At 71.4% G+C, this 23,227-nt stretch carries 21 protein-coding genes; 10 read left to right on the top strand and 11 right to left on the bottom strand.

Annotated elements, in window-relative coordinates; all coding sequences use genetic code 11:
• Positions 1 to 61: 61 nt before the first annotated feature.
• Positions 62 to 943: a helix-turn-helix transcriptional regulator gene (locus AC3RKB_RS09135; RefSeq protein ID WP_491435766.1), complete on the bottom strand. Its 882-nt coding sequence runs from the start codon at positions 941 to 943 to the stop codon at positions 62 to 64.
• A 110-nt stretch (positions 944 to 1,053) separates the two neighbouring features.
• Between AC3RKB_RS09135 and AC3RKB_RS09130 the strand changes: the two genes are divergently transcribed.
• The 4 genes from AC3RKB_RS09130 to AC3RKB_RS09115 are packed head-to-tail and all read left to right on the top strand — an operon-like array spanning position 1,054 to position 4,412.
• Positions 1,054 to 2,349: a multidrug effflux MFS transporter gene (locus AC3RKB_RS09130; RefSeq protein WP_491436800.1), complete on the top strand. Its 1,296-nt coding sequence runs from the start codon at positions 1,054 to 1,056 to the stop codon at positions 2,347 to 2,349.
• 27 nt (positions 2,350 to 2,376) lie between these two features.
• Positions 2,377 to 3,399, top strand: a complete 1,023-nt coding sequence (locus tag AC3RKB_RS09125) for a zinc-dependent alcohol dehydrogenase family protein (RefSeq protein WP_491435765.1) — start codon at positions 2,377 to 2,379, stop codon at positions 3,397 to 3,399.
• A 39-nt stretch (positions 3,400 to 3,438) separates the two neighbouring features.
• On the top strand, positions 3,439 to 3,996 hold the full coding sequence (locus tag AC3RKB_RS09120; RefSeq protein WP_491435764.1) for a cyclophilin-like fold protein: 558 nt from the start codon (positions 3,439 to 3,441) through the stop codon (positions 3,994 to 3,996).
• An 11-nt stretch (positions 3,997 to 4,007) separates the two neighbouring features.
• Complete coding sequence (locus AC3RKB_RS09115; RefSeq protein ID WP_491435763.1) at positions 4,008 to 4,412, top strand: (R)-mandelonitrile lyase; 405 nt, start codon at positions 4,008 to 4,010, stop codon at positions 4,410 to 4,412.
• A 4-nt stretch (positions 4,413 to 4,416) separates the two neighbouring features.
• Here the strand turns inward: AC3RKB_RS09115 and AC3RKB_RS09110 are convergent, their stop codons facing one another.
• The gene (locus tag AC3RKB_RS09110; RefSeq protein WP_491435762.1) at positions 4,417 to 5,160 is read right to left on the bottom strand and encodes a formylglycine-generating enzyme family protein; all 744 of its coding nucleotides are present in this window, start codon (positions 5,158 to 5,160) and stop codon (positions 4,417 to 4,419) included.
• Positions 5,161 to 5,269: 109 nt separating this feature from the next.
• Positions 5,270 to 6,172 (bottom strand): lytic transglycosylase domain-containing protein, encoded by a 903-nt coding sequence (locus AC3RKB_RS09105; RefSeq protein WP_491435761.1) that lies wholly within the window; start codon positions 6,170 to 6,172, stop codon positions 5,270 to 5,272.
• A gap of 302 nt (positions 6,173 to 6,474) precedes the next feature.
• Here AC3RKB_RS09105 and AC3RKB_RS09100 point away from each other — a divergent pair, with 302 nt between their 5' ends.
• Positions 6,475 to 7,905, top strand: a complete 1,431-nt coding sequence (locus AC3RKB_RS09100) for an APC family permease (RefSeq protein ID WP_491435760.1) — start codon at positions 6,475 to 6,477, stop codon at positions 7,903 to 7,905.
• Positions 7,906 to 7,977: 72 nt separating this feature from the next.
• Here AC3RKB_RS09100 and AC3RKB_RS09095 read toward each other — a convergent pair whose 3' ends face one another.
• On the bottom strand, positions 7,978 to 9,012 hold the full coding sequence (locus AC3RKB_RS09095; protein WP_491435759.1) for a LacI family DNA-binding transcriptional regulator: 1,035 nt from the start codon (positions 9,010 to 9,012) through the stop codon (positions 7,978 to 7,980).
• 156 nt (positions 9,013 to 9,168) lie between these two features.
• On the opposite strand from AC3RKB_RS09095, the gene AC3RKB_RS09090 reads away from it, so the two are divergent.
• Both AC3RKB_RS09090 and AC3RKB_RS09085 read left to right on the top strand, forming a co-directional pair.
• Positions 9,169 to 10,620, top strand: coding sequence for an APC family permease (locus tag AC3RKB_RS09090; protein WP_491435758.1), 1,452 nt, complete (start codon positions 9,169 to 9,171; stop codon positions 10,618 to 10,620).
• Positions 10,617 to 12,284: an amidohydrolase gene (locus AC3RKB_RS09085; RefSeq protein WP_491435757.1), complete on the top strand. Its 1,668-nt coding sequence runs from the start codon at positions 10,617 to 10,619 to the stop codon at positions 12,282 to 12,284. Before AC3RKB_RS09090 ends, AC3RKB_RS09085 begins: the two co-directional genes overlap by 4 nt.
• A 30-nt stretch (positions 12,285 to 12,314) precedes the next feature.
• On the opposite strand, the gene AC3RKB_RS09080 is transcribed toward AC3RKB_RS09085, so the two are convergent.
• The 5 genes from AC3RKB_RS09080 to AC3RKB_RS09060 form a co-directional block, all read right to left on the bottom strand.
• Entirely contained in the window at positions 12,315 to 13,652 is a 1,338-nt protein-coding gene (locus AC3RKB_RS09080; protein WP_491435756.1) for a class I SAM-dependent methyltransferase, read from the bottom strand.
• Positions 13,649 to 15,028 carry an FAD-binding oxidoreductase gene (locus AC3RKB_RS09075; RefSeq protein WP_491435755.1) on the bottom strand — a complete coding sequence of 460 codons (1,380 nt, stop codon included), beginning with the start codon at positions 15,026 to 15,028 and terminating at the stop codon, positions 13,649 to 13,651. Before AC3RKB_RS09075 ends, AC3RKB_RS09080 begins: the two co-directional genes overlap by 4 nt.
• A gap of 182 nt (positions 15,029 to 15,210) precedes the next feature.
• On the bottom strand, positions 15,211 to 16,332 hold the full coding sequence (locus AC3RKB_RS09070; protein ID WP_491435754.1) for a peptidoglycan-binding protein: 1,122 nt from the start codon (positions 16,330 to 16,332) through the stop codon (positions 15,211 to 15,213).
• Between the two features lie 57 nt (positions 16,333 to 16,389).
• Positions 16,390 to 16,560, bottom strand: a complete 171-nt coding sequence (locus AC3RKB_RS09065) for a hypothetical protein (protein WP_491435753.1) — start codon at positions 16,558 to 16,560, stop codon at positions 16,390 to 16,392.
• 28 nt (positions 16,561 to 16,588) lie between these two features.
• Positions 16,589 to 17,524, bottom strand: coding sequence for a LysR family transcriptional regulator (locus AC3RKB_RS09060; RefSeq protein ID WP_491435752.1), 936 nt, complete (start codon positions 17,522 to 17,524; stop codon positions 16,589 to 16,591).
• Between the two features lie 77 nt (positions 17,525 to 17,601).
• Here AC3RKB_RS09060 and AC3RKB_RS09055 point away from each other — a divergent pair, with 77 nt between their 5' ends.
• The gene (locus tag AC3RKB_RS09055) at positions 17,602 to 19,344 is read left to right on the top strand and encodes an L-aspartate oxidase (protein WP_491435751.1); all 1,743 of its coding nucleotides are present in this window, start codon (positions 17,602 to 17,604) and stop codon (positions 19,342 to 19,344) included.
• 30 nt (positions 19,345 to 19,374) lie between these two features.
• Here AC3RKB_RS09055 and AC3RKB_RS09050 read toward each other — a convergent pair whose 3' ends face one another.
• Positions 19,375 to 20,217 (bottom strand): aldo/keto reductase, encoded by an 843-nt coding sequence (locus AC3RKB_RS09050; protein WP_491435750.1) that lies wholly within the window; start codon positions 20,215 to 20,217, stop codon positions 19,375 to 19,377.
• 303 nt (positions 20,218 to 20,520) lie between these two features.
• On the opposite strand from AC3RKB_RS09050, the gene AC3RKB_RS09045 reads away from it, so the two are divergent.
• Positions 20,521 to 22,248 carry a SulP family inorganic anion transporter gene (locus AC3RKB_RS09045; protein ID WP_491435749.1) on the top strand — a complete coding sequence of 576 codons (1,728 nt, stop codon included), beginning with the start codon at positions 20,521 to 20,523 and terminating at the stop codon, positions 22,246 to 22,248.
• Positions 22,249 to 22,384: 136 nt separating this feature from the next.
• The gene (locus tag AC3RKB_RS09040) at positions 22,385 to 22,603 is read left to right on the top strand and encodes a hypothetical protein (protein ID WP_491435748.1); all 219 of its coding nucleotides are present in this window, start codon (positions 22,385 to 22,387) and stop codon (positions 22,601 to 22,603) included.
• A 51-nt stretch (positions 22,604 to 22,654) separates the two neighbouring features.
• On the opposite strand, the gene AC3RKB_RS09035 is transcribed toward AC3RKB_RS09040, so the two are convergent.
• A complete protein-coding gene (locus tag AC3RKB_RS09035; protein WP_491435747.1) occupies positions 22,655 to 23,197 on the bottom strand; it encodes a hypothetical protein in 543 nt (180 codons plus the stop codon).
• Between the last annotated feature and the right edge of the window lie 30 nt (positions 23,198 to 23,227).

Raw genomic sequence — 23,227 nt, 5'->3', positions numbered from 1 at the left:
CGCACACCGACCGACCACCCGGTCGGTCTCCTCCGGCAGACGGACCTGCCGGTCTGGACCTTCACACCGACGAGACAGGTCCCGGAACGGGATGGCTCGCGCCCCACGAGGCGAGCAGCGCGAGCCGCTCGGCCGACGGCGACCCGGGCTCCGCGGTGTAGACGAGCATCACGAGGCCGGGTTCCGAGGTGAGGGCGAACTCCTCGTACGCGAACGTCAGCTCGCCGACCACGGGATGGACGAAGCGCTTCGTGCCGGCGCCGTGGGTTCGCACGTCGTGCGCGCCCCAGAGCCGACGGAACGTCTCGCTCTGCGTGGAGAGCTCGCCGACGAGGTCCTGCATGACGCGGTCGTGCGGGTTGCGGCCGGCCTCGGCGCGCATGATCGCGACGCACATCTCGGCGAAGAGCTCCCAGTCGGGGTAGAACTCGCGCGAGACTGGGTCGAGGAACTGGAACCGCGCGAGGTTCGGGGTGCGTCCGCCGTCGCCGATCAACGGCGAGTAGAACGCTCGCCCCAGGGCGTTGGTCGCGAGCAGGTCCTGGTACTGGTTGCGGACGAACGCGATGCCGCCGGTGATCGACTCGAGCGTCCAGCTGAGGCTGGGGCGGGCGGGCGCCTGCCGCGCCGTGCGCTTGCGAGGCCGCCCCGACGTGGGGATGCCGTCGGCCGCGCGGGCGAGGTCGAAGAGGTGCGCCCGCTCCGTGTCATCCAGCTGCAGCGCGTTCGCGATGGCGTCGAGCACCGCCGACGAGGCGCCCGCGATCGTGCCGCGCTCGAGCTTCGAGTAGTACTCGACGCTCACCCCGGCGAGCACCGCGACCTCGGTGCGGCGCAGGCCGGCGACGCGCCGGTTCGGCCCGGCGGGCAGGCCGGCCTGCTCGGGCGTGAGCTTGGCCCGGCGCGACATGAGGAACTCGCGCACCTCGGCTCGATTGTCCATGCCGACAGGGTAGGTCGGATGCCGCCGGCGAGGGGTGCTCTCGCAGTACACCGCTCATCAGGGCCTCCCCCGACTCCGCGCGAGCCGGTCTACTCGATGTCGTGCCATCTATCACCTCCTCGACTCCCGCCCCGCCGCGGCGCGGCCGGCTGCTTCCCGCCGTGCTGCTCCTGCTCACGGTGTTCGGTCCGATCTCGATGGACCTCTACCTGCCGCTGCTGCCCGCGCTCACGCTCGAACTCGGCGCCGCCACGTCGATGGCGCAGCTCACGATCACGGCGTGCCTCATCGGGCTCGCGCTCGGCCAGCTCGTTGCGGGTCCGCTCTCCGACCGGTTCGGTCGACGGATGCCGCTGCTCATCGGCGTCGCCGCGTACATCGCCGCATCGGTGTGGTGCGCGGTCTCGCCGAGCGTCGAACTGCTCGTCATCGCCCGCTTCGTGCAGGGCGTCGCCGGCGGCGTCGGCCTCGTGATCGCGCAGGCCGCCGGCCGCGACCTCTACTCCGGCGCCGCGCTCATCCGCTTCTTCGGCCGGCTGACGGTGCTGAGCGGCCTGGCCGCGATCGTCGGTCCGCTGCTCGGCGGGCTGCTCGCGACGGTCGCCGACTGGCGCGGACTCTTCCTCTTCCTCGCGGGCATCGGCGGCGCCATCCTGCTCGCCGTCGCCCTGCAGTTCACCGAGACCCTGCAGGCTGAACGGCGCACGCGCGGCGGCCTGGCGCAGACCGGGCGCGACTACCGCACCCTGCTCGCCGACCGCCGGTTCGTCGGCGCCGTGCTCGTGAGCGGCTTCGCCTACGCGGCCGTGTTCGCCTACCTCGCCGGCGCCACGTACGTGCTGCAGGGCATCTACGGCCTCAGCCCGCAGCAGTACGCGATCGCGTTCGGGCTGAACTCGGCCGGGTTCATGGTCTTCGGATGGCTCGCCGCGCGCGCCACGGAACGCTGGGGCTCGCGCGGCGCCCTCGCCGCCGGCCTCGTGATGTGCGCGCTCGGCGCCCTCGGCCTGCTCGCCGGCGGCCTGTTCGCGGTGCCGGTCGGCGTCGTGATCGCGTCGCTGTTCATGCTCGTCGGCGGCGTCGCCGCGACCACCCCGCCGACCACGACGCTCGCCCTCGCCGGGTACCCGCAGATGGCCGGCACCGCCTCGTCCCTGCTCGGCATGGCGCGCTTCGCGATCGGCGGGTTCGTCGCGCCGCTCGTCGGCATCGCCGGCGCCGCGACCATGCTGCCGCTGGGCATCGTGACCGGTGCGGTGATCGCGCTGGCCGCGGCATCCGTCGCACTGCTCGTGCCGCGCCGCCGCGGTGCGAACCCGCCCGCCGACCCGACCCGAACCCCCACCACCCCGACCGCCCCCGAGACCCGACCCGCTGCCGCGCTCGCGGCGGCGACCGACCAGTAACCCCCTGGAACAGAAGGAGTACCCACCATGCGTGGTGTCATCATGTACGGCCCCGGCGACGTGCGCGTCGAGGACCGCGAGAAGCCGACCATCGCCGAACCGACCGACGCGATCATCCGCGTGACCTCGGCCTGCATCTGCGGGTCGGACCTCTGGCCGTACCGCGGCCAAGACGACTACGGCTGGCCGGCCCCCATGGGCCACGAGTACGTCGGCGTCGTCGAGGAGATCGGCGCCGACGTGCGGAACGTCGCCGTCGGCGACTTCGTCGTCGGGTCGTTCTTCGCCTCCGACAACACCTGCGAGATCTGCCAGGCGGGCTACCAGTCGCGCTGCGTGCACGCGGTGCCGATGGGCGCGCTCGGCACGCAGGCCGAGTACCTCCGCGTGCCGCTCGCCGACGGCACCCTCGTCGCGACGCCCGGCCGGCCGACGCCGCAGCAGGAACGCGGGCTGCTCGCAGCATCCGACGTGCTCGGCACCGGATGGTTCGCGGCCGTCGCCGCCGAGGCCGGGCCCGGCAAGATCGTGGCGGTCGTCGGCGACGGCGCGGTCGGGCTGCTCGGCGTCCTCGCCGCGAAGCAGCTCGGTGCGGAGCGCATCATCGTGTTCTCGCGGCACGCCGACCGGCAGGCGCTCGCGCGCAGGTTCGGCGCCACCGACATCGTCGAGGAGCGCGGCGACGAGGGCGTGGCGAAGCTGAAGGAGCTCACCGGCGGCCTCGGAGCGCACTCGACCATCGAGGCGGTCGGCACGCAGGAGTCGATGATGCAGGCCATCCGCGCCACGCGGGCGGGCGGCCACGTCGGCTACGTCGGGGTCTCGCACGACGTCTCGCTCGACGGCCTGGAGCTGTTCTTCTCGGGCGTGCACCTGCACGGCGGGCCTGCCCCGGTGCGTCGCTTCCTGCCCGAGCTGATCGACCTGATCATGACCGACCGGATCGACGCCGGCGCCGTCTTCGACCTCGAGCTGCCGATCGAGCAGGCAGCCGAGGGCTACGCGGCCATGGACGAGCGCCGCGCCACCAAGGTGCTGCTCACCTCCTGAGCGGCGTAGGCAGCATCTATCGAGATGGGAGGAACCGCAATGCGACGACTGATGACCGTGGCCGCGCTGGTGTCGGTGGCGATCGGCGCCACGGCCTGCACGAGCCGGGCTGGTACCCCGGCCGCATCCGAGCCGTCGCCGACGCGGCAACCGACATCGCCCTCGGAATCCGAGCCCGCCACGTCGGCCGCGGCCGCGGCACCCTCCACAGCCCCCGTGGCGGGTGCCGTGGTCCGCTTCAGTTCCGGTGCGATCGTCATCGACGTCACGATCACGGCGGACAACGCGGCGACGCGCGACTTCCTGTCGATGCTGCCGCTCACCCTGACGTTCTCCGACTTCGCCGGACGTGAGAAGGTCGCCGACCTGCCTCGCGGCCTCGAAGCCGCCGGAGTTCCGGGATCGGACCCCGAGGACGGCGACCTCATCACCTACCTCCCGTGGGGCAACCTCGGGTTCTACTACGACGCGTCCGGCATCGGCTTCGACGAGAACGTGATCCACCTCGGCACGTTCTCGGCGAGCCTCGACGAGCTCCGAGCCCTCGAGCGCGAGCCGGTCGACATCGCCCGCATCGACGACGCGGACACCGAATGAGAGCAGGCGCCATGGAGTTCCTTCCCGAGCAACCCACCGTGAAGGGCCCGGCCGAGCTCTTCACGGGCGACGTCTGGTTCGACGTCGTCGCCCGCGGCGAGACGCCGTCGCGCGTGCGCGTCAACGTAGTGCGATTCGCACCCGGCGCCCGCACGGCCTGGCACACCCACTCGGTCGGCCAGACCCTGCACGTGACGGATGGCACGGGCCTCGTGCAGTCCCGCGGCGGCGGCGTCCGGGTGATGCGCCCGGGCGACACCGTCTACACCCCTCCCGGCGAATGGCACTGGCACGGCGCGACCTCCGACTCGTTCATGTGCCACCTCGCCATCTGGGAGGACGACGACGCGACGTGGGGCGACCACGTCACCGACGAGGAGTACGCGGCCGAACCGGACGACGTCGCGGGCACCTGACCTCTCAGCGCCGGGGCGTCCACCCGGGCGGGAGCGGGCCGTCGATCATCGCCCGCTCCTCGTCGGCCTGCGCGGACCAGCCCTGCGCGGCATCCGTCGCATCGAACCCGCCGCGGGCGACCCGGAACCCGAGGTCCTCGTGGTGCATGCGCGGCGCGCCACCGCGGCGGGTGGAGGCGCGGACGCTCCACGCGTCGTCGGCGAAGCCACCGCCGCGGAAGACCCGGTAGTCGTCGTACCGGGCCGGGTCGAGCAGGTCCCAGCACCATTCCCACACGTTGCCGAGCGTGTCGAACAGGCCGTTGAGGTTCGGCAACTTGGCGCCCACGGGCCGCGGTGCGGTCACGCCGTCGGCGCTCGTCCAGGCGACCTCGGCGAGCGGGCCGTAGTGCGGTCCGGTCGACCCGGCCCGGCACGCGAACTCCCACTCGGCCTCGGTCGGCAGGCGGTACCCGTCGGCGTCGACGTGCCAGGTGACCTGCTCGCCCTCGTACGTGTACGCCGGGTCGAGCCCCTCCCACTCCGAGGCGGCATTGCAGAATCGGATGGCGCGCAGCCAGCTGACGTCGGTCGCCGGCCGGCGCGGGTGGGTTGCCGTCTCCCCCAGCAGCTCGGCCATCTGCTCCTGCGTCACGGGGTAGACGCCGATCTCGAACGGCTCGAGCTCGACGCTCCAGCGCACCTTCCGCCGGGCGTCGTGCAGTCCGACGGTGCCGCCCTCGATGCGCGCCAGCTCGAAATCGGTCATCGGTGCAGTCTGGCACGCGCGTCGCGTCGGCTCGCGGGTGTCCCATGCCGAATCGGCTCGTCGCCGGTCCGTCCGATTCGTGCGCAATCGGCGAACCGCAGCGGGCCGATCACCCGGCCGAGGCCGCGTAGCCGTTCGCGACCGTCGCCACCTTGTCGACGTACTCGTTGTCGTGGTTGTACGAGTAGATGGCCTTGCGCCACCCTTCGGGGGTCGTCATCGGGCCCGACGCGCAGAGGTACAGGGCCGTGGCGTGCGCGGCGTCGTCGATCTGGTTCGGATCGGCGACGCCGTCGCCGTTCGCGTCGATCCCCCACCGGGCCCACGTCGACGGGATGAACTGCATCGGCCCGACCGCGCGATCCCACGTGGCGTCGCCGTCGAAGACCCCGTCGTCGGTGTCCCTGATCGTGGCGAAGCCGTTGCCGTCGAGCGCCGGGCCCACGATCGCGGGGCGGACCTGGCCGTCGTCCTCGAGGACCGAGTCGCCGTGGCTGCCGTGGCCGGACTCGATCGCGCCGATCGCCGCGATCGTCGTCCAGTCGAGGCCGCACTGCGGCTCCGCCTGGGCGATGGAGACGTGCGCGACGGCGTACGCCGACAGCGCCCGCTTGGGGACCCCGGTCGCCGCGGCGACCTGCGAGATCCAGTCGCCCTCCACTTCGACGTCGGCGCCGGTCTCGGGCTCGACCATCGGAGCCACCTCCGAACTGGTCACGCCAGTCGGTTCGTCGTCCGACCCGGCGGCGCCGCTCACCGGTTCGCCGTCGGCGACCGGCGCACTCACCGGCGGCAGCCCCACGCCCTGCCCGCGCGCCGACGGTGCCGCGAACCCCTCCGGGTTCGTGGCGGTCCCGACCAGCGTCACCGCGGAGATCGCGCCGACCACGAGCGCGACGACGGCGACCACGGCACCCACGTATCCCGCGATCTGGAGGAGGATCTGACGCCCTGACGCGGGCCGGTGCGGACGACCGAGGGGGTCGCCGTACGGTTCGTCATCCCAGGACATCGTCCACCTGCTCCGATCGGGCGCTCAATCACCTGACTGCCCGCCGGGTCGACCGCACGTCATGTCATCGGCGAACGCGTCGCCGACCCGCTCGCCCAGCCTATCCGCCCGCGGTGGACACCGCACGAGTCAGGGCCAGACGTCCCTGCGCGATCCGGACCGCCCACGCCGCATCCACCGGGGCCACCCGCTTCGACAGGCTGGCGCATCGCGGCGCAGGCGCTCGCCACTGTGGCGAGGCCCCCCGCGGGCCGACTGCCGTAGTGTCAGCCCGCTCGACAATGGCGACGACAGGATCCACCATGACCACAACCGCACTGAAGACGGCAGCCCCCACGAAGCTCCGGCGTTCCCTCGGCCTCTGGGCCATCGTGGGCCTCGGCCTCGGGTACATGACCCCCATGACGGTGTTCGACACGTTCGGCTACGTCTCGGAGGAGAGCGGCGGGGTCGTCCCGCTCGCCTACCTCTTCGCGCTGGTGGTGATGCTGTTCACCGCCATCAGCTACGGACGGATGACGCGCGTCTACCCGTCGGCCGGTTCGGCCTACACCTACGCGTCCGAGACGATCCACCCGAACGTCGGGTTCCTGGTCGGATGGACGGCGCTGCTCGACTACCTGCTGTTGCCGCTCGTGAACGCGCTGCTCGTGCGCCAGTACTTCGAGTCGTTCTTCCCCGACGTGTCCGGATGGGTCTGGGTCATCGGCTACGTCGCGCTGATCACGCTGCTCAACCTCTGGAGCATCTCGTCGACCTCGCGCGTGAACGCGACGCTCCTCGTCTTCCAGGTCGTGCTCATCGCGGTCTTCGTGATGCTCGCCTGGGGCGCGCTGCAGCAGGGCGCCGGCAACGGCACCGCGTTCAGCATCGAGCCGCTGTACCACGCCAACGTGCAGATCGCGACCGTCGTCAGCGCCGCCACGATCGTGTGCTTCTCGTTCATCGGCTTCGACGCCATCACGATGTACACCGAGGAGGCGAAGGACGCGCACACGGTGCCCAAGGCGATCGTGCTCGCGCTGCTGCTCGGCGGCGTCATCTTCTTCACCGCGGCCTGGTTCGCGCAGTCGCTCTTCCCGGCCACCGAGGGCTTCACCGAGGGCACGGCGCTGCCCGAGATCGCCTACTCCGTCGGCGGCATGCTCTTCCAGATCTTCTTCGTCTCGGCAGCGATCGCCGCGGCCGCCGCGTCGAGCCTCGCCTCGCACGCGAGCGTGTCGCGCATGATCTACGTGATGGGCCGCAACAGCCGGGGGCCGGTCGGGCGGCGCCTGTCGTACGTGCACCCGCGCTTCCGCACCCCGGCGGTCGCGGTGGTGCTCGTGGGCATCGTGTCGCTGGGCGCGGCGGTGGCCGACCTCGACTTCGTGTTCTCGCTGATCAACTTCGGCGCGCTCATCGCATTCACGGTCGTCAACCTGGCCGTCATCCTGCACTTCGCGATCCGCCGCCGCGAGGTGAAGACCGCGTGGCAGATCGTGCGCAACATCCTGCTGCCCGTGATCGGCGTCGTGCTCACCGTCGTGCTCTGGCTCAACGTGAGCAGCGAGGCGATGACCTACGGCCTCATCTGGCTCGCGGTCGGCTTCATCGCACTGCTCGTGATGACGCGCCTGTTCCGACGCCGCCTGCACATGTCGCTGCAGGAGGACGAGGTCATCGCCGAGGGCGACGAGGGCGCGGACGCGCTGCTCGAGGACGACCGGCAGCGCCTGGCCGCCGGCGAGTAGCCCGCACGCCTGAGGCGCCGCCCGGAATCGAGTCCGGGCGGCGCCTCGCCCGCGCGCGCCGGCGCCCGGTGGTCAAGGTCGGTGCTGCTCTCCCACCCGCCGCGTCGAGTCCCGCTCGTGGTAGACGAGCTCGAAGGTCTCCACCACCAGCTCCGGCGACTCCGGCGGCGCGGCATGCCCTTCGAGGAGCGAGACGAGCAGCTGGCCCGCGCGCAGTCCGGCCTCGCGCGGCCGCAGGTCGAGGGCGCTGACGGGCGGCTGCACGATCGGCAACGCCGCGCTGTCGACGTACGACACGACCTGGATGTCGCCCGGCACCGTTCGACCGAGTTCCTGCAGCGTCGAGAGGATGCCGACGGCGAGGCCGTCCGGAACGGACACGATGGCGTCGACATCCGGCCGGGCGTCGATGAGCTCGCCGACGAGGCGACGCAGCTCGGTCGCGGAAGGGACGCCGACGAGGGGGCGGAACGAGAGCGCCGCCTGCTGCTGGTCGGACCAGGCGGCCGCTGCGTCGTGGACCGCCTGGACCCACATCTGGTCGATGTCGGGGATGAGCACGACGATCGAGGTCGCCCCGCCGTCGCGGAGGCGCTCGAGGAGCCGACGGGTGGCGGAATCGTGGTCGGCCATGACCGACGCCGTCGGCTGCGGCACGCCCGGCGGAACGAGTTCGGAGGTGACGACGGGCCGGCCCGTCTCGAGGATCGCCCGGGCCAGTTCGTCGTGACTGTCGACGTCGGCCATGACGAAGCCGTCGACGTGCAGGCCGCGGGCCTTCTCCGGGGGGTAGTCGCCTGGGATCAGCGAGACCGTGAGCTCCTGCTCGTGGGTCGCCTCGACCACGCCGAAGGCGAAGTTCATGTAGTACTCCATGAACCGCAGGCCCTGCGGCAGCCAGAGCCCGATCGATCCGGCGCGGGCGCGTCGGAGGTTCCGTGCTCCGCTGTTGGTCGAGAAGTTCAGCTCGGCGGCCGCGGCGGCCACGCGCGCTCGGGTCTCGGCCGAGACGCGCCCGCCTCCCGAGAGGGCCCGCGACGCGGTCCCGCGCGACACGCCGGAACGGTCGGCGACATCCTGCAGTGTCGGCGGACGTGTGGCGACCATCGGATCCCTCCCGGTCCGATCCTAACCAGCGGGAATCCCGCGGTGGACGAAATTGCACAATCGATTGCGCAATCGCCGGAAATGATGCAGACTCACCTCAGTCACCCCCGCGACGCATCCCCCGCGCACGGGTCCGCATTCAACGAAGGAGTTGCCGTGACCCTGGATTCGACCCTCCTCGACGACACGCCGAAGACGGGAGCGCTCAAGACCGCGGCCCTCGGAACCTGGGGCGTCGTCTTCCTCGTGGTCTCGGCCGCGGCACCCCTCAGCGTGCTCGCCGGCATCGGACCGCTCGCCGTGCTCATCGGCGGCGTCTCCGCCCCGCTCGTCTACGCCATCGCCGGCGTGGTCCTCGCCGTGTTCTCGATCGGATTCCTCTACACCGCCCGCAACCTCAAGCCGATGGGCGGCTTCTACACCTACATCGCCGTGGGACTCGGCAAGGTCGTGGGCCTCGGCGCGGGCTTCCTCGCCTGGGTGTCGTACAACCTCCTGCAGATCGGACTGTGGGGGCTCTTCGGCGTGATGGCCGAGGGCATGATGGCGCAGGTCTTCGGGATCCAACTGCCGTGGTGGGTGCTCGCCGTCGTCGGCGCGGTGCTCGTCTTCGGCCTCGCCGCGGCGGGCGTGGATGTCGGTGCCCGCGTGCTCGGGGTCCTGCTGGTGCTCGAGACGGCCCTGCTGCTCGTCCTCGCCGCCTCGATCCTCACCCAGCGCGGCGGCGACCTCGGCTTCGCGACCTTCGCGCCCGAGAACGTCTTCACCCCGAGCATGTTCGCGATCCTCGGGTTCGGCTTCGCGGCGTTCATGGGGTTCGAGTCGACGGTGCTCTACCGCAACGAGACCCGCGACCCGGCGAGGTCGATCCCCCGAGCGACCTACATCGCCGTGGCGTTCCTGGCCATCTTCTACACGGGCACCCTCTGGCTGGTGATCCAGGCGTTCGGCGACACCGCGGTCCAGGGCGTCATCGCCGAGGACCCCGCCGCGTTCTTCTTCATCGCCATGGGGCAGTACGTCGGCGACTGGGGCGTCGCCGTCATGTTCATCCTGATCGTGTCGAGCATCTTCGCGGGACAGCTGGCGTTCCACAACGCGATCAACCGGTACAGTTTCGCGCTCTCGCGCGACGGCATCCTGCCCGCCTTCTTCAACCGCACCAACCGCACCGGCGCACCGTGGGTGGCCGGCCTGCTGCAGTCCATCGTCGCGGTCGCGATCGTGCTCGCATTCGCGATCGCCGGACTCGACCCGCTCACGCAGCTCGTGATCCTCATCAACTCGCCCGGCGTCTACGGCATCATCACGCTGCAACTGCTCGCGTCGATCGCCGTGCTGCTCTTCATCCTCCGCAACCGGCACCTCGAGCGGAAGTGGTACGTGCTCCCGGCGGCGATCTTCTCGATCGTGGCGATGACGGTCCTGCTCGCAATCCTCGTGTCGACGATCGACTACCTGACCGCGGCGGGCGCGGCCGTGAACGCGATCATCCTGGCCGTCGTGCCGCTCGTCCTCATCGCCGGCATGGTCTACGCGCTCGTGCTCCGATCGACCGACCCCGACCGCTTCGCGATGATCGGCGGCCAGGAGGCGGAGCAGGCATGAGCGCCGACGCAATCACCGACCGCATCGCCGACGTCGTCATCCTCGGCGGCCGAGTCATCACGATGGCCGAGGCGGATGTCGCGCCCGCGGGCGCCACCGGCATCGCCATCGCCGACGGACGCATCCTGGCCATCGGCGACCGCGCCGACCTGGAACCGGTCATCGGCGCCGGCACGGTCGTGCACGAACTGCCCGGCGCCGCGGTGCTCCCGGGGTTCGTCGACAGCCACATCCACCCGGTGTTCGGCCTCGCGCTCACGCGCGGCGCCGACCTCACCGGCTGCCGCTCGCTCGCCGAGGTCGAGCAGCGGCTCCGCGCCGAACTCGAGACCCTGGGCGATGACGACTGGCTGCTCGGCTGGGGCCTCGACCCGAACGCGTTCGAGGGCGCCGAGGTCGACAACCGCCTCCTCGACGAGGTGGCCCCGGGCCGCCCCGCGTTCATCCGCCTGTTCGACGCGCACGCCGCACTCGCGTCGTCAGCGGCGCTCGAGATCGCCGGACCCCGCGGCGACGAGCGATTCACCGACGGCTCCCGCGTGGTCACCGATGCGGACGGCCACCCGACCGGGTACCTGCTCGAGCTGCAGGCGATGGCGATCGTCGAACCGTTCGTGCCGCGACTCACCTTCGACCAGCGCGTCGAGGGCCTGTACGAGGTGCTCCTGCAGATGGCCCGCGCCGGCTTCACCGCCGGCCAGGTCCAGGATCTCGCGCCCGACACGATCGAGCTCCTCGCCGCCATCGAGCAGACGAGAGACCTGCCGATCCGGCTCCGGATGTCGCCATGGTTCGAGCCCGGCACCGCGGTCGAGGAGGTCGACCGGCTCGCGCGCCTCCAGGGGCGGCGCGGGCGGCGGTGGGTCGTCGAGGGCGTGAAGCTCATGATCGACGGCACGATCGACAACGGCACGGCGTGGCTGCACGAGCCCGACTGCCTCGGCGAGTCGACGGCCTCGCTCTGGCTCGACCCCGAGCAGTACCGCGACGCGCTCACCGAGCTCGACCGCCGCGCCATCCCGACCACCACGCACGCCATCGGCGACGCCGGCATCGAGTTCGTCGTGGGCGCCATCGCCGGGCTCCCCCATCGCAACGCGACCCACCGGGTCGAGCACATCGAGACGATGACGGATGCCGCACTCGAGCTCGTCGCGTCATCCGGGATCACGGCGAGCATGCAGCCGACGCACTGCACCCTCTTCACGAGGGCGGACGGGAGCGATCACTGGTCGACGCGCCTCGGCGCGGAGCGGGCGGCCCGCGGGTTCCGCACGGGCGACCTGGTCCGCGCGGGCGTTCCGCTCGCGCTGGGCTCGGACTGGCCGATCGCACCGAGCGACGCGGTCGGCATCCTCGCCGACGCGCAACTCCGGCGCCCGCACGACGACCCGGATGCCGCGCCCGTGCAGCCCGAGCAGGCGCTGAGCCCGATCGACGCGCTGCGCGGATTCACCACGCATCCGTACACGACGATCGGGCGGCGCGGCGGCGTGCTCGAGGTCGGCGCCGTCGCGGATGTCACGGTGCTCGACCTCGACCCGCTGACCGCCGACCCCGACGACGTGGGGCGGGCGACCGTCCTGCTCACCCTCGTCGACGGCCGGGTGGCGGCGACCGCCTCGCTCGACGAGACGCGCTCACCGGTGCCGGCGTCCCGCTAGCGCTCAGACCCGGCTCTCCAGCACCTGCCGCTACGGCGTCCACCACGGCCGCAGCGGCAGGTCGCCTACGCCGCCGTGCTCGTCGGCCTTCACCGCGAGGACCTGGTGCAGCTGGATCCCGCCGCGCTCGAACTGGAGTCGCGAGCCGGCCATGTAGAGGCCCCACACCTTGGCCTTCTCGAGGCCGACCTCCTCGACGGCCTCGTCCCAGTGCGCGACGAGGTTGGCGCACCAGTCGCGCAGGGTCAGCGCGTAGTGCGGGCGCAGGTTCTCCTCGTGCAGCACCTCCAGTCCGGCATCCTGCGCCTCGGTGATGATGCGGCCCGAGCCGGTGAGCTCGCCATCGGGGAAGACGTAGCGGTCGATGAACCCGTGCGTCGACGGCTCGGTCCTGTTCTCGGGACGAGTGATGCAGTGGTTGAGCAGGAGACCGCCCGAGCGCAGCCTCGACCGGAGGAAGCGGAAGTACGGCTTGTAGTTCCGCACGCCGATGTGCTCGAGCAGCCCGATCGACGACACCGCGTCGAAGCCCGATTCGCGGATGTCTCGGTAGTCGCCGTAGCGCACCTCGGCGAGGCCTCCGAGGCCCTCGTCGGCGATCGCCCGTTGCGCCCAGGTCGCCTGCTCCTGCGACAGGGTCACGCCGATCGCGCGAACGCCGCGACGCGCGGCGTAGCGCACCATGCCGCCCCAGCCGCATCCGACGTCGAGCAGCCGGTCGCCCGGCTCGAGCCGGAGCTTCTCGAACACGAGGCGGTACTTGTTCTCCTGCGCTTCGTCGAGGGATGCCCCGGGGCGGGGGTAGCACGCGCACGTGTACGTCATCGACGAACCGAGCACCCACTCGTAGAAGGTGTTCGAGACGTCGTAGTGGTAGTGGATCACCTCGGCATCGCGCGCCTTGCTGTGCCGCCGTCCGATGCCCAGGCGGCGCCAGCGCGGCGGCACCTCCTGCGGCGGCGGGGCGATGGGGCGCAGGTGCTCGACGCCGATGGAGCGCACGATCCGGGCCATCGTCTTCGGCGGCGGCATCCGGAACACCAGCTCGTCGGCGAGCGCCTTGAGCAGCTCGTACGGATCGCCGGGATGCACGCCGTGGACCTCGATGTCTCCGGCGATGTAGGCGCGGGCGAGGCCGAGGTCGCCGCGAGCGGTGGCGAGGTAGGTCGTGCCGCGCGGCGAGGTCAGCTCGATCCCGAACGGGGCGTCCTCGGGGCCGGCCGAACTGCCGTCGTACGCGGTGAACCGCAGCGGCAGCCGACCGCCGGCGAGCAACTCGAGGATCTCGGCGAGCGTGAGCCTGCCGTCATCGGGTGGAGGCGCTGTCGTGCCATCCGCCGCGGGTGCCTGGCTCTTGAACGTCGTCATCGTCGTTGCACCGCCTTCGCGTAGAGGTCGAGGAGTCGCCCGTCGGGGTCGTAGCGCCGCTTCACCGCGCGGTAGGCGTCACCGCCGTACCGCGCGTCGAACTCCTCGCGGGAGTAGTAGGCATCGGAGTAGAGGGACTTGTGCCCGTCGAGTTCGCCGACCTCCTGCTCGATGCGCCGGTTCGTCTCGCCCTCGATCGCGCCGACCGGCACCGTCGACCAGAAGCCGACGTTCACGTAGGTCTCGTTCGGCCTCATCGGATAGAGCGACCAGCCGTCGTCGTTCCGCATGCGCACCGGGCAGAGCCAGATCGGCTCGATCGGCACGTTCGCCAGGAACCAGTCGAGGAACTCGACGGTCCGCCCGACGGGCACCTCGATGTCCTGGATGACCCACTCACGCGGCGGGCGACGCTTGACGCGTTCGAGCAGGTCGGCGATGCCGTATCGCCGTGCGAGGCGCATGAGCTTCCAGTACGAGCTGCTGCGTCGGTACCGGCGCGGCCACAACGGGCGGATGAGCGGATGCTGCGCGCCGAACCCCTGCGAACACCAGAACCAGTCGGTGTCCCACCGCCACAGGTAGTCGCGGATGGTGAGTCGATCGTGGATGGCGCCGTCGTCGTGCTGGATGGAGCGGTAGAAGATCCGCTGCCCGGTGTAGTCGCTCACGGGGCCGGGCGCCGCGGTCTGCGTGCCGAGGCAGAGGTAGCTCTCGTCGGCGTCGAACACGACGCCGTCGAGGTAGTCGACCCGCTCGCCGTCGTGCAGGCCGGTCTCCACGATCCGGTCCATCGCGGCGACGAGGTCGTCGAGGGCATGGAACCGCACGTGGGTGAGCGCGACGAACGGCTGCACGGGCTCGAGCTCGATGCGCAGGCGCACCGCGTAGCCGAGCGTGCCGTAGGAGTTCGGGAACGCGCGGAACAGGTCGGCGTGTTCGTCGGGCGACGCCGTGACGAGCTCGCCCGCCCCGGTGAGGATGTCGAGCTCGAACACGGACTCGTGCGGCATCCCGTTGCGGAACGACGCCGACTCGATCCCGAGGCCGGTGACCGCGCCGCCGAGCGTGATCGTCTTCAGCTGCGGCACGACCAGGGGTGTGAGCCCGTACGGGAGGGTCGCGGCGACGAGATCCTCGTAGGTGCACATGCCCGCGACATCCGCCGTGCGCGCCTCGGGGTCGACCGCGATGACGTGGGTCAGGCCGGACGTGTCGAGCCCCGGGGCATCGGCCCTTGCGCGCGGACGGAACAGGTTCGACGTGCGCTTCGCGAGTCGAATCCCGGATGCCGCGGGCACGGCCCGGTAGCTGGCGAGAAGCCGCTCCACGCCGTCGGCGTGGGCGGTGCGTGCGTCGGTCTCGCGAACGGACACGCCTTCACGGTAGTCCGCGGGGTCGGCGCGCGCACTCCCCCGAGGTCGCTACCTGAAACCGTCGTCGGTGCGACGCACGACGCTGGAACGGATCGGGACCTGGAACAGGCTCGACAGGAACACGGGACCGGCAGGTGTCCCCTCCGTCCCTCGCGTCACCGTCACCGTCGGCGATCGGACTCCTAGCTCGACGGCGAGGCCGTCGGCTCCGGCGACGGGCTCGGCGCCGCGGCCGCGTCCTCGAGCTCGGAGATCGCCTGTTCGAAGGCCGCGATCGTCGCGGCATCCACGGTCCCCGTCGGCTCGACGCCCAACTCGACCTGGAACGCCTTCACCGCCTCGGTCAGCGCGTCCGTCCAGACGCCGTCCACCGGCCCGTCCCAGAACCCGACGAGCTTCAGCGTCTGCTGGACCGCGGCGGTCGATGCCAAGGACTCCTGCGCGGCGGCCCCGCCGAGCGCGACCAGCTCGGCCTGCAGCGCGGCGGCCGTGGCCTTGTCGACCGTCCCCGTGACGGGCAGGCCGTTGGCTTCCTGCAGGTCCTCGATCGCCTGGACGGTCATCGGCCCGGAGATCCCGTCGACGGTGCCGGTGTAGTACCCCGCCGTCGCGAGGTCCTGCTGCAGGGCGAACGTGTACGCGGAGACCGCCGCCTCGGCCTGGACCTGCTGCTCGTCGGTGAGGCATCCGGCATCGGCGAACAGCCGGAGCCACGCCATCTCGAGGGCGACGACCGCGCTGTTGAACTGCTCGGATGCCTCGGTCAGGGGCGTCTGGTCGGTGATGCCGGCCTGCGCATCCTCGAACTCGGCGTCGGCCTGCTTCACCCGGTCGACGGATGCCGCTGGTGCGAGCGGGGTGGCGGTCGGAGCGGGCGTGGGGCTCGGAACGGCAGTGGGTGTGCCGGCTGTGCCGGCCTGGACCTCGGCGAGCGCCGCCTGGGCGTCCGCGAGTTCCTGCTGGGCGACCACGAGGTCCTCCTGCGCCGCGACGGCGGCTTCGGCGCCGTCGAAGGCCGCATCCCGCGGTTTGGCGAGGTCCTTCCCGGCGTCCCTGACGTCGCCCACGGTCGGCGCGGTGTCGTTCAGTACGTCGCCGTACCGGTCGAGTGCCTCGATGTAGGTCTCGCTCGCCTGGCAGAACTCCCCGGATGCCGCATCCAACGCGCTCTGGGCGTCCGCCACGGCCTGTTGCTTCGCCTCGACCTGGGCCTCGGCCCGGTCCAGGCTGCTGGTCTCGGCGCAGCCGGAGAGCCCGACCACGATCACGACGCCCACCACCGCGGTTGCGAGGATCCCCGACATCCTCGCCCGATCGATATTCACACATCGCCTCCGATCAAGAGCTGAAACGTGCTCACATCATGGCGCTCCGGGATGCCGCATCGCCACGGGCGCGCCGCGGATGGCGCCAACCGAGGCGCCGTAGAACCGCAGCCCACCGCCGATGCGCTCGGCGTCCGCGTGGGCCCGCCATTCCGAGGCCTCGGCCCGGAGCGTGCGGTCGATGAACTCGGCGGCCGGCGTCGTCACGGTTCGATTCTGCGCCGCCGCAGAAGCGTCACCGCCCGGCGCCCGCGAGCCGCATCGTGTCCCCCGCCCGCGCCGCGAACGCGGTCGCGGTGGACGCGATCGTGCGCTGCATCACCTCGACCGCGGCGGTGGTCGCGACATCCGCCGGCCTGGCGAGGCTGATGGTGCGGGTGAGCGTCGGCGCTTCGAGCCGCACCGATCGCAGGCCGGGGCGATCGATGAGCACCATCGCCGGCACGATCGCGACACCGAGGCCGCGCTCGACGAAGCGCAGCACCGCGTCCATCTCGGCCCCCTCGAGCACGACCTCGGGCATGAGCCCGGCCGCGCGGAACGCCGCGTCGGTGGTGCTGCGCAGGTCGTAGCTCGAGCTGAAGATGATCTGCGGGAGGCGCGCGACATCCGCCAGCCCGATGCTGTCGTCGCTCGTGACAGGTGGTGCGACGGCGGATGACACGACCACGAGCTCTTCGATGAGCAGCGGCGTCACCGTGAAGCGCTCGGGGGGCGTGCCATCCGACGTGGTGATCAACGCGAGGTCGAGCTCGCCGCTGCCGAGCTCGTCGAGCAGCGCCCGCGACCCCTGCTCGGAGAGATGCAGTTCGATGGCCGGATGCTCGGCGTGGAACACACTGAGCACCTCGGCGACGAGGCTGATGCAGAGGGTCGGCGTCGCGCCGAGCCGCACCCGGCCGCGCTCGAGGCCGGCGAGTTCGGCGAGCTCGCGCCGCACCGATTCAGCGTCGGCGAGCATGCGGCGCGCGAGCGGCAGCAACGACTCGCCCGCGGCGGTCAGCGTCGAGCCGCCGCGGGCGCGGTGGAACAGCTCGGCGCCGAGGCTCTGCTCGAGCGCGGCGATCTGGCGGCTCAGCGACGGCTGGGCGAGGTAGATCTCCTCGGCGGCGCGGGTGAAGTTGCCGAAGCGGGCCACCTCGACGAAGCTGCGCAACTGCTCGAGGTTCATGTCGATAGCGTACGCGCATCGTATCCACTCTCAAGATGCATTGGACGGATGGAACACGCGAACCTACCGTGGAACGCATGCTCACTCCCGCTCCAGAACGCCAGATCTCCACGACCGTCCTCGTGATCGGCACGGGCGGATCGGGCCTGCGCGCCGCGATCGAGCTCGCCGAGGCGGGCGTCGACGTGCTCGCGCTCGGCAAGCGCGCGAAGTCCGACGCGCATACCTCGCTCGCGGCCGGCGGCATCAACGCCGCCCTCGCGACCATGGACCCCGACGACAGCTGGCAGCAGCACGCCGCCGACACGTTGAAGGAGAGCTACCTCCTCGCCGACCCCCGCACGGTCGAGACCGTGACGAAGGGCGCGGCCCGCGGCATCCAGGACCTCGAGCGCTACGGCATGCCGTTCGCCCGCGAGCACGACGGCCGCATCTCGCAGCGCTTCTTCGGCGCCCACACCTACCGCCGCACCGCGTTCGCCGGCGACTACACCGGCCTCGAGATCCAGCGCACGCTCGTGAACCGCGCCGCGCAGCTGAACGTGCCGATCCTCGACACCGTCTACGTCACGCGCATCCTCGTGAACGACGACGGCGCCGTCTTCGGTGCGTACGGCTTCGACCTAGAAGACGGCACGCGCTACCTCATCCACGCCGACGCGGTGATCCTCGCGGCCGGCGGCCACAACCGCATCTGGCGGCGCACGTCGTCGCGACGCGACGAGAACACGGGCGACTCGTGGCGCCTCGCCGTCGAGGCGGGCGGGCGGGTGCGCGACCCCGAGCTCGTGCAGTTCCATCCGTCTGGCATCATCGAGCCCGAGAACGCGGCCGGCACGCTCATCTCCGAGGCGGCGCGCGGCGAGGGCGGCATCCTCACCAACGGCCTCGGCGAGCGCTTCATGTCGAAGTACGACCCCGAGCGCATGGAGCTCTCGACCCGTGACCGCGTCGCGCTCGCCGCCTACACCGAGATCAAGGAGGGGCGCGGCACCCCCAACGGCGGGATCTGGCTGGATGTCTCGCACCTGCCTCGCGAGACGATCATGCAGCGCCTCCCCCGCGTCTACCAGACGATGCTCGAGCTGCAGATGCTCGACATCACGAGGGAGCCGATCGAGATCGCGCCCACCGCGCACTACTCGATGGGCGGCGTGTGGGTGCGTCCCGACGACCACGGAACGGATGTCCCTGGCCTCTACGCGATCGGCGAGGCATCCTCCGGCCTGCATGGCGCGAACCGCCTGGGCGGCAACTCGCTCATCGAGCTCCTCGTGTTCGGGCGCATCGTCGGCCAGGCCGCGGCGTCGTACTCGGCGTCGCTGGCCGCCCAGAAGCGCTCGGCCGCCGCGGTCGACGCGGCGCGCTCCGAGATCGACGCCCTGCTGGCGGCGGACGGCCCGGAGAACGTGCGCGCCCTGCAGCGCGCCATCCGGAACACCATGACCGAGCACGCCGGCGTCGTGCGCGACGAAGCGGGCCTGCGCACCGGACTCGCCGAGCTCGACGCGATCGAGGCGCGCATCGCCGACATCGGCGTGCACCCCGACCTCGCCGGCTACCAGGACCTCGCGCACGCCTTCGACCTCAAGTCGGCCGCGCTTGCGGCCCGCGCGACCCTCGAGGCCGCGCTCGAGCGGCGCGAGACCCGCGGATGCCACAATCGCAGCGACTACCCCGAAACGGATGCCGCGCTGCAGGTCAACCTCGTCTGGTCACCCTCGACCGGCGTGACCCGCGAGGAGATCCCGCCGATCCCGGAGGAGATCGCCGCGCTCATGGACCGCGAGGTGTCGGCGGCGGGCAAGCTGCTCGAGTGACCACCCCCGTTACGCCGTACCCGTCGACCCTCACCACGCGATCCCGCGCGAGCGCAGGTCTTCCCTGAACGCCTCGCGCAGCTCGTCGTCGACCTCGAGGTCTGCGGACGCGATGGAGTCGAGCACGGATTCGACCCGCGTGGATCCGATCACGGGCCACGCCCCGGGCATGGCGTCGCACATCGCGGCCAGCGCGGCGCGATGCACCGAGACCCCGCGCGATCGCGCGACGGCGGCCACGCGCGGCACGTGCGTCGCGAGCGGGTCCGCCTTCGGGCCGCCGAAGGGCGCGTAGGCGAGGAAGGGAATCCCGGCGTCGACGCACGAGCGGTACTCGTCGGCGGTGTCGATCCCCAGGGCGAAGCGGTTCTCGACCGCGTCGAGCGAGGTGATCCTTCTCGCCCGATCGAGCTGATCGACGGTCGCGTTCGACAGTCCGATCGCCTCGACGACGCCGTCGTCGCGCAGCGCGGCGAGTTCGCGGACGGACGCGTCGAGGTCGTCGACCCGATCGGTCCGGTGCAGCAGCAGGAGCGACGGCGGGGCGCCGAGCACCTCGCGGCTGCGGAGCGCGTCGGCGCGCACGCGTTCGGCGCTGGTATCGGAGTCCCACGCCGTGCGACCGAGCCGGAAGTGGCCCGCCTTGGTGATGATCGGCAGGTCGGGCCGTTGCCGGCGCGCCGCCTGTGCGATCCGTTCGCCCGCGGCGTCGTCGTCGACCGTCGCGTAGGCGCGCGCCGTGTCGATCGCGAGCACGCCGGCGTCGACGGCGGCGCGCACGACGGCGAGCGCCCCGTCGACGGTCGCGCCCGGCTTCAGCACGAGGGAGGCGACGCCCAGGACCACGCCGCGACCGGCGAGCGCGAACCCCATCAGCGCGTACCCCGCGCGCGCAGCTCGCGCCGACGCGTCCTGTCCATGGTCAGAGCGTAGAAGGCGCCACTCCGTGGTGTCGAGGCCGCGGCGATCTCCACCATCCCGTCGCTGGGGCACCCCGGCCTCCTCCTCGACCGGCCCCGGCTACGCCTCGCGAGGGACCGGCGTCCCTATCGCCCCGGTGGATGCGGTGACAGAATGTCTCCGCTCCGACCGTGTGCGCGCGATGGGCGAATGCCCGTGTCCTGGTGCGGTCGGTGCGGCGGGAGGGGGTCGCATGTCGAGAACCCGTGAGGCATCATGACCCGGCGGCGCGGGGTCGCCGGGCTCGTCCCGATGCTCGGCTGGATCCGCTCGTACGATCGACGATGGCTGCGCGGCGACCTGATCGCGGGAGTGACGGTCGCCGCGTTGATCGTGCCGAAGAACCTGGGCTATGCCGGGATCGCCGGGATCCCGCTGCAGAACGGGCTGTACGCGGCTGCGGCCGCCGCCATCCTGTATGGGATCTTCGGCACCAGCCGGCAGATCTCGATGGGGCCGAGCTCGGCGTTGGCCGCCGTGGCGGCCAGCGCGGTGCTGGTCACCGGCCTCACCGACCAGGCCGACATCGCCTCGTTCGTCGCGGGCATCACGTTGGCGTCCGGGGTGCTGTTCCTGGTCCTCTTCCTCCTCAAGATGGGATGGATCGCGCAATTCCTGTCACGGGCGGTCGTCACCGGGTTCCTGTTCGGCGCGGCCATCGACGTCGTGATCTCCGAGCTTCCGAAGCTCACCGGCACCGAGGCCGGCGGAACGAACTCGTTCCAGGAGCTCTGGTCGTGGTTCGGCTCGCTGGATGAGGCACACCGCACGACGGTGATCGTCGGCATCGTGTCGCTCGTCGTCGTGTTCGGGATCCGACGGATCGCACCTCGTCTGCCCGGCGCGCTCGTCCTCGTGGTCGGGGGCCTGCTGGCCTCCGCACTCCTGGATCTCGGCGATCGCGGCGTGGCGCTCGTCGGCGACGTCCCGCGGGGACTGCCCTCCTTCACGGTCCCCGACCTCGGCCTGATGTGGGAGCACGCGTCGACCGTGGCGATCGCCGCGGTCGCCCTGGTCCTCATCGGGTTCTCGCAGACCGCCGGGGACGCCAGGGCGTTCGCGGCCAAGCACCGCTACCAGGTCGACATCGACCAGGAGTCGGTCGCCCAGGGGCTCGCGAACGCGGGCTCGGGACTGTTCCAGGGCATGCCGGTGTCGACGAGCTTGTCGGCGAGCTCGCTGAACGACCACTCCGGGGCGCGCACCGGGTTCGCCTCGCTCACCTCAGGTGTCACCGTGCTGCTGACGCTGCTGGTGCTGGCCCCGCTGTTCTCGGGTCTGCCGAAGCCCGTCCTCGCCGCACTCATCATCGAGGCGGTGGTGATGGGCATGATCAACATCCCCGAGATGCGGCGCCTCGCGCGCGTGCAACCGTTCGACTTCTGGGTGGCGATCGCCGCGATCGTCGGCACCCTCGCCTTCGGCGTGCTCGCGGGCGTCATGATCGGCATCGGCCTCTCATTGCTCTGGCTCATCTGGGTCGCCACCCACCCCGCCATCCCGATGCTCGCCCAGGAGGTCGGCACCGAGGTCTTCCGCGACGTGAGCGAGTTCCCGGATGACCAGCTGACCCCGGGCGTCGTCGTGATCCGGATGGACGGCGGGCTGTTCTTCGCCACGTCGGATGCCCTCGAGGACCGGGTGCGCGCGATCATCCACTCGACGCCCGACCTCACCGGAGTCGTGCTCGACTGCGCCGGCATCAACTTCATCGATTCCCAGGGCGCCGCCAAGATGAACGACGTCGTCACCCTCGCACGGGACTCGGGCATCACGCTTCGCCTCGCCCGCCTGAAGCGTGCCGTCCGCGCCACCCTCGAACGGGATGGCGTCCTGGAGCGCATCGGCTCGGCCAACATCCACGGCAACGTCTCGAGAGCGGTGCAGGCACAGGTGCAGGCCTCCGCTCCGCCGTCCCCGAATGACCGGACGCCGGAGGACTGACCGACACCCGCCACGGCGCGGCCCGGCGCGTCGCCGGCCGAAGCACTGGACCCCGCCCACGCCCCGCTCGTATCCTTCGAAAGCAGGAAACCCCGATCGGGAGATCGGGCACGCATGGACCGTAGGGGGAACGGCGATGCATGGGGACGTTGAGGGGGCCGACCCGTCGGGCGAACCGCCCGGTGGCGACAGGCAGTCGAGTGGCACGTGGAAGACGACCGAAGCGCGGGCCGAGGAGATCACGCAGCTCTCGCTGCGCGCCCTGTCGGCGAAGGTCAACCTGATCACGTACATCGACGAGCTCGAGGACGAGGTCCGCCGACTTCGCCGGCAGCTCGGTGACGCTGCGCCATAGCGGTGACGGATGGCACGGTCTCATCCGTTCCGCCGGCTCGCGACATGCGGCTCAGTGCACCCGAACGAGCGAATGCGCTGCCATGAGGACGGTTGCGCCGCCCATGAGCAGGTGCATGAGTCGGTCGCTCCACCGGCCACCTCGTACGGATGCGACCGCCGAGACCACGGTGTGCGCCACCGCGGCCGCCAGCACGAGGGCGATGAGTCCGCCCCCACCGGCGCCGGCGCCGTGCCCGGCGTGCGGGTCGGCGGCTGCCGCTCCGGAGCCGACCGACATCATCGGGAGCAGCGCGGCCATCACGATCAGGCCGAACGCGTCGTGCGTCGCCGCACGCTGCGTCTCGGCGGCGCTCGCGCCGTCCCGTCGGCGACGCCACGCCTGTGCCGACGACAGCCCGATCGCCGCGGCGATGAGCACCGCCACCCAGAGCACGGTGCCGATCGAGCGGAGCGCGGCGACATCCACCATCGCTCCGAGCATGAGCAGCAACGCGAGCAGGCCGGGTACGGCGGCACGCGTCCGCCATCCGGAATGCAGGCACGCCGCGATCGCCGTGAGGCCGATCGCGACGGGGTGCAGCGCCTCGGTCACGTCACACGCCCCGTCGGTCCCCGGCGACGA

The sequence above is a fragment of the Agromyces capsici genome (assembly GCF_058349965.1).
This window is presented reverse-complemented; position numbering and strand designations above follow the sequence as displayed.

What these genes read in the sequence shown, in the direction of transcription:
- AC3RKB_RS09135 (WP_491435766.1), bottom strand. Translation starts at nt 943, where the DNA reads ATGGACAATCGAGCCGAGGTGCGCGAGTTCCTCATGTCGCGCCGGGCC.
- AC3RKB_RS09125 (WP_491435765.1), top strand. Translation starts at nt 2,377, where the DNA reads ATGCGTGGTGTCATCATGTACGGCCCCGGCGACGTGCGCGTCGAGGAC.
- AC3RKB_RS09120 (WP_491435764.1), top strand. Translation starts at nt 3,439, where the DNA reads ATGCGACGACTGATGACCGTGGCCGCGCTGGTGTCGGTGGCGATCGGC.
- AC3RKB_RS09115 (WP_491435763.1), top strand. Translation starts at nt 4,008, where the DNA reads ATGGAGTTCCTTCCCGAGCAACCCACCGTGAAGGGCCCGGCCGAGCTC.
- AC3RKB_RS09110 (WP_491435762.1), bottom strand. Translation starts at nt 5,160, where the DNA reads ATGACCGATTTCGAGCTGGCGCGCATCGAGGGCGGCACCGTCGGACTG.
- AC3RKB_RS09105 (WP_491435761.1), bottom strand. Translation starts at nt 6,172, where the DNA reads ATGTCCTGGGATGACGAACCGTACGGCGACCCCCTCGGTCGTCCGCAC.
- AC3RKB_RS09100 (WP_491435760.1), top strand. Translation starts at nt 6,475, where the DNA reads ATGACCACAACCGCACTGAAGACGGCAGCCCCCACGAAGCTCCGGCGT.
- AC3RKB_RS09095 (WP_491435759.1), bottom strand. Translation starts at nt 9,012, where the DNA reads ATGGTCGCCACACGTCCGCCGACACTGCAGGATGTCGCCGACCGTTCC.
- AC3RKB_RS09085 (WP_491435757.1), top strand. Translation starts at nt 10,617, where the DNA reads ATGAGCGCCGACGCAATCACCGACCGCATCGCCGACGTCGTCATCCTC.
- AC3RKB_RS09080 (WP_491435756.1), bottom strand. Translation starts at nt 13,652, where the DNA reads ATGACGACGTTCAAGAGCCAGGCACCCGCGGCGGATGGCACGACAGCG.
- AC3RKB_RS09070 (WP_491435754.1), bottom strand. Translation starts at nt 16,332, where the DNA reads ATGTCGGGGATCCTCGCAACCGCGGTGGTGGGCGTCGTGATCGTGGTC.
- AC3RKB_RS09060 (WP_491435752.1), bottom strand. Translation starts at nt 17,524, where the DNA reads ATGAACCTCGAGCAGTTGCGCAGCTTCGTCGAGGTGGCCCGCTTCGGC.
- AC3RKB_RS09055 (WP_491435751.1), top strand. Translation starts at nt 17,602, where the DNA reads ATGCTCACTCCCGCTCCAGAACGCCAGATCTCCACGACCGTCCTCGTG.
- AC3RKB_RS09050 (WP_491435750.1), bottom strand. Translation starts at nt 20,217, where the DNA reads ATGGGGTTCGCGCTCGCCGGTCGCGGCGTGGTCCTGGGCGTCGCCTCC.
- AC3RKB_RS09045 (WP_491435749.1), top strand. Translation starts at nt 20,521, where the DNA reads ATGACCCGGCGGCGCGGGGTCGCCGGGCTCGTCCCGATGCTCGGCTGG.
- AC3RKB_RS09040 (WP_491435748.1), top strand. Translation starts at nt 22,385, where the DNA reads ATGCATGGGGACGTTGAGGGGGCCGACCCGTCGGGCGAACCGCCCGGT.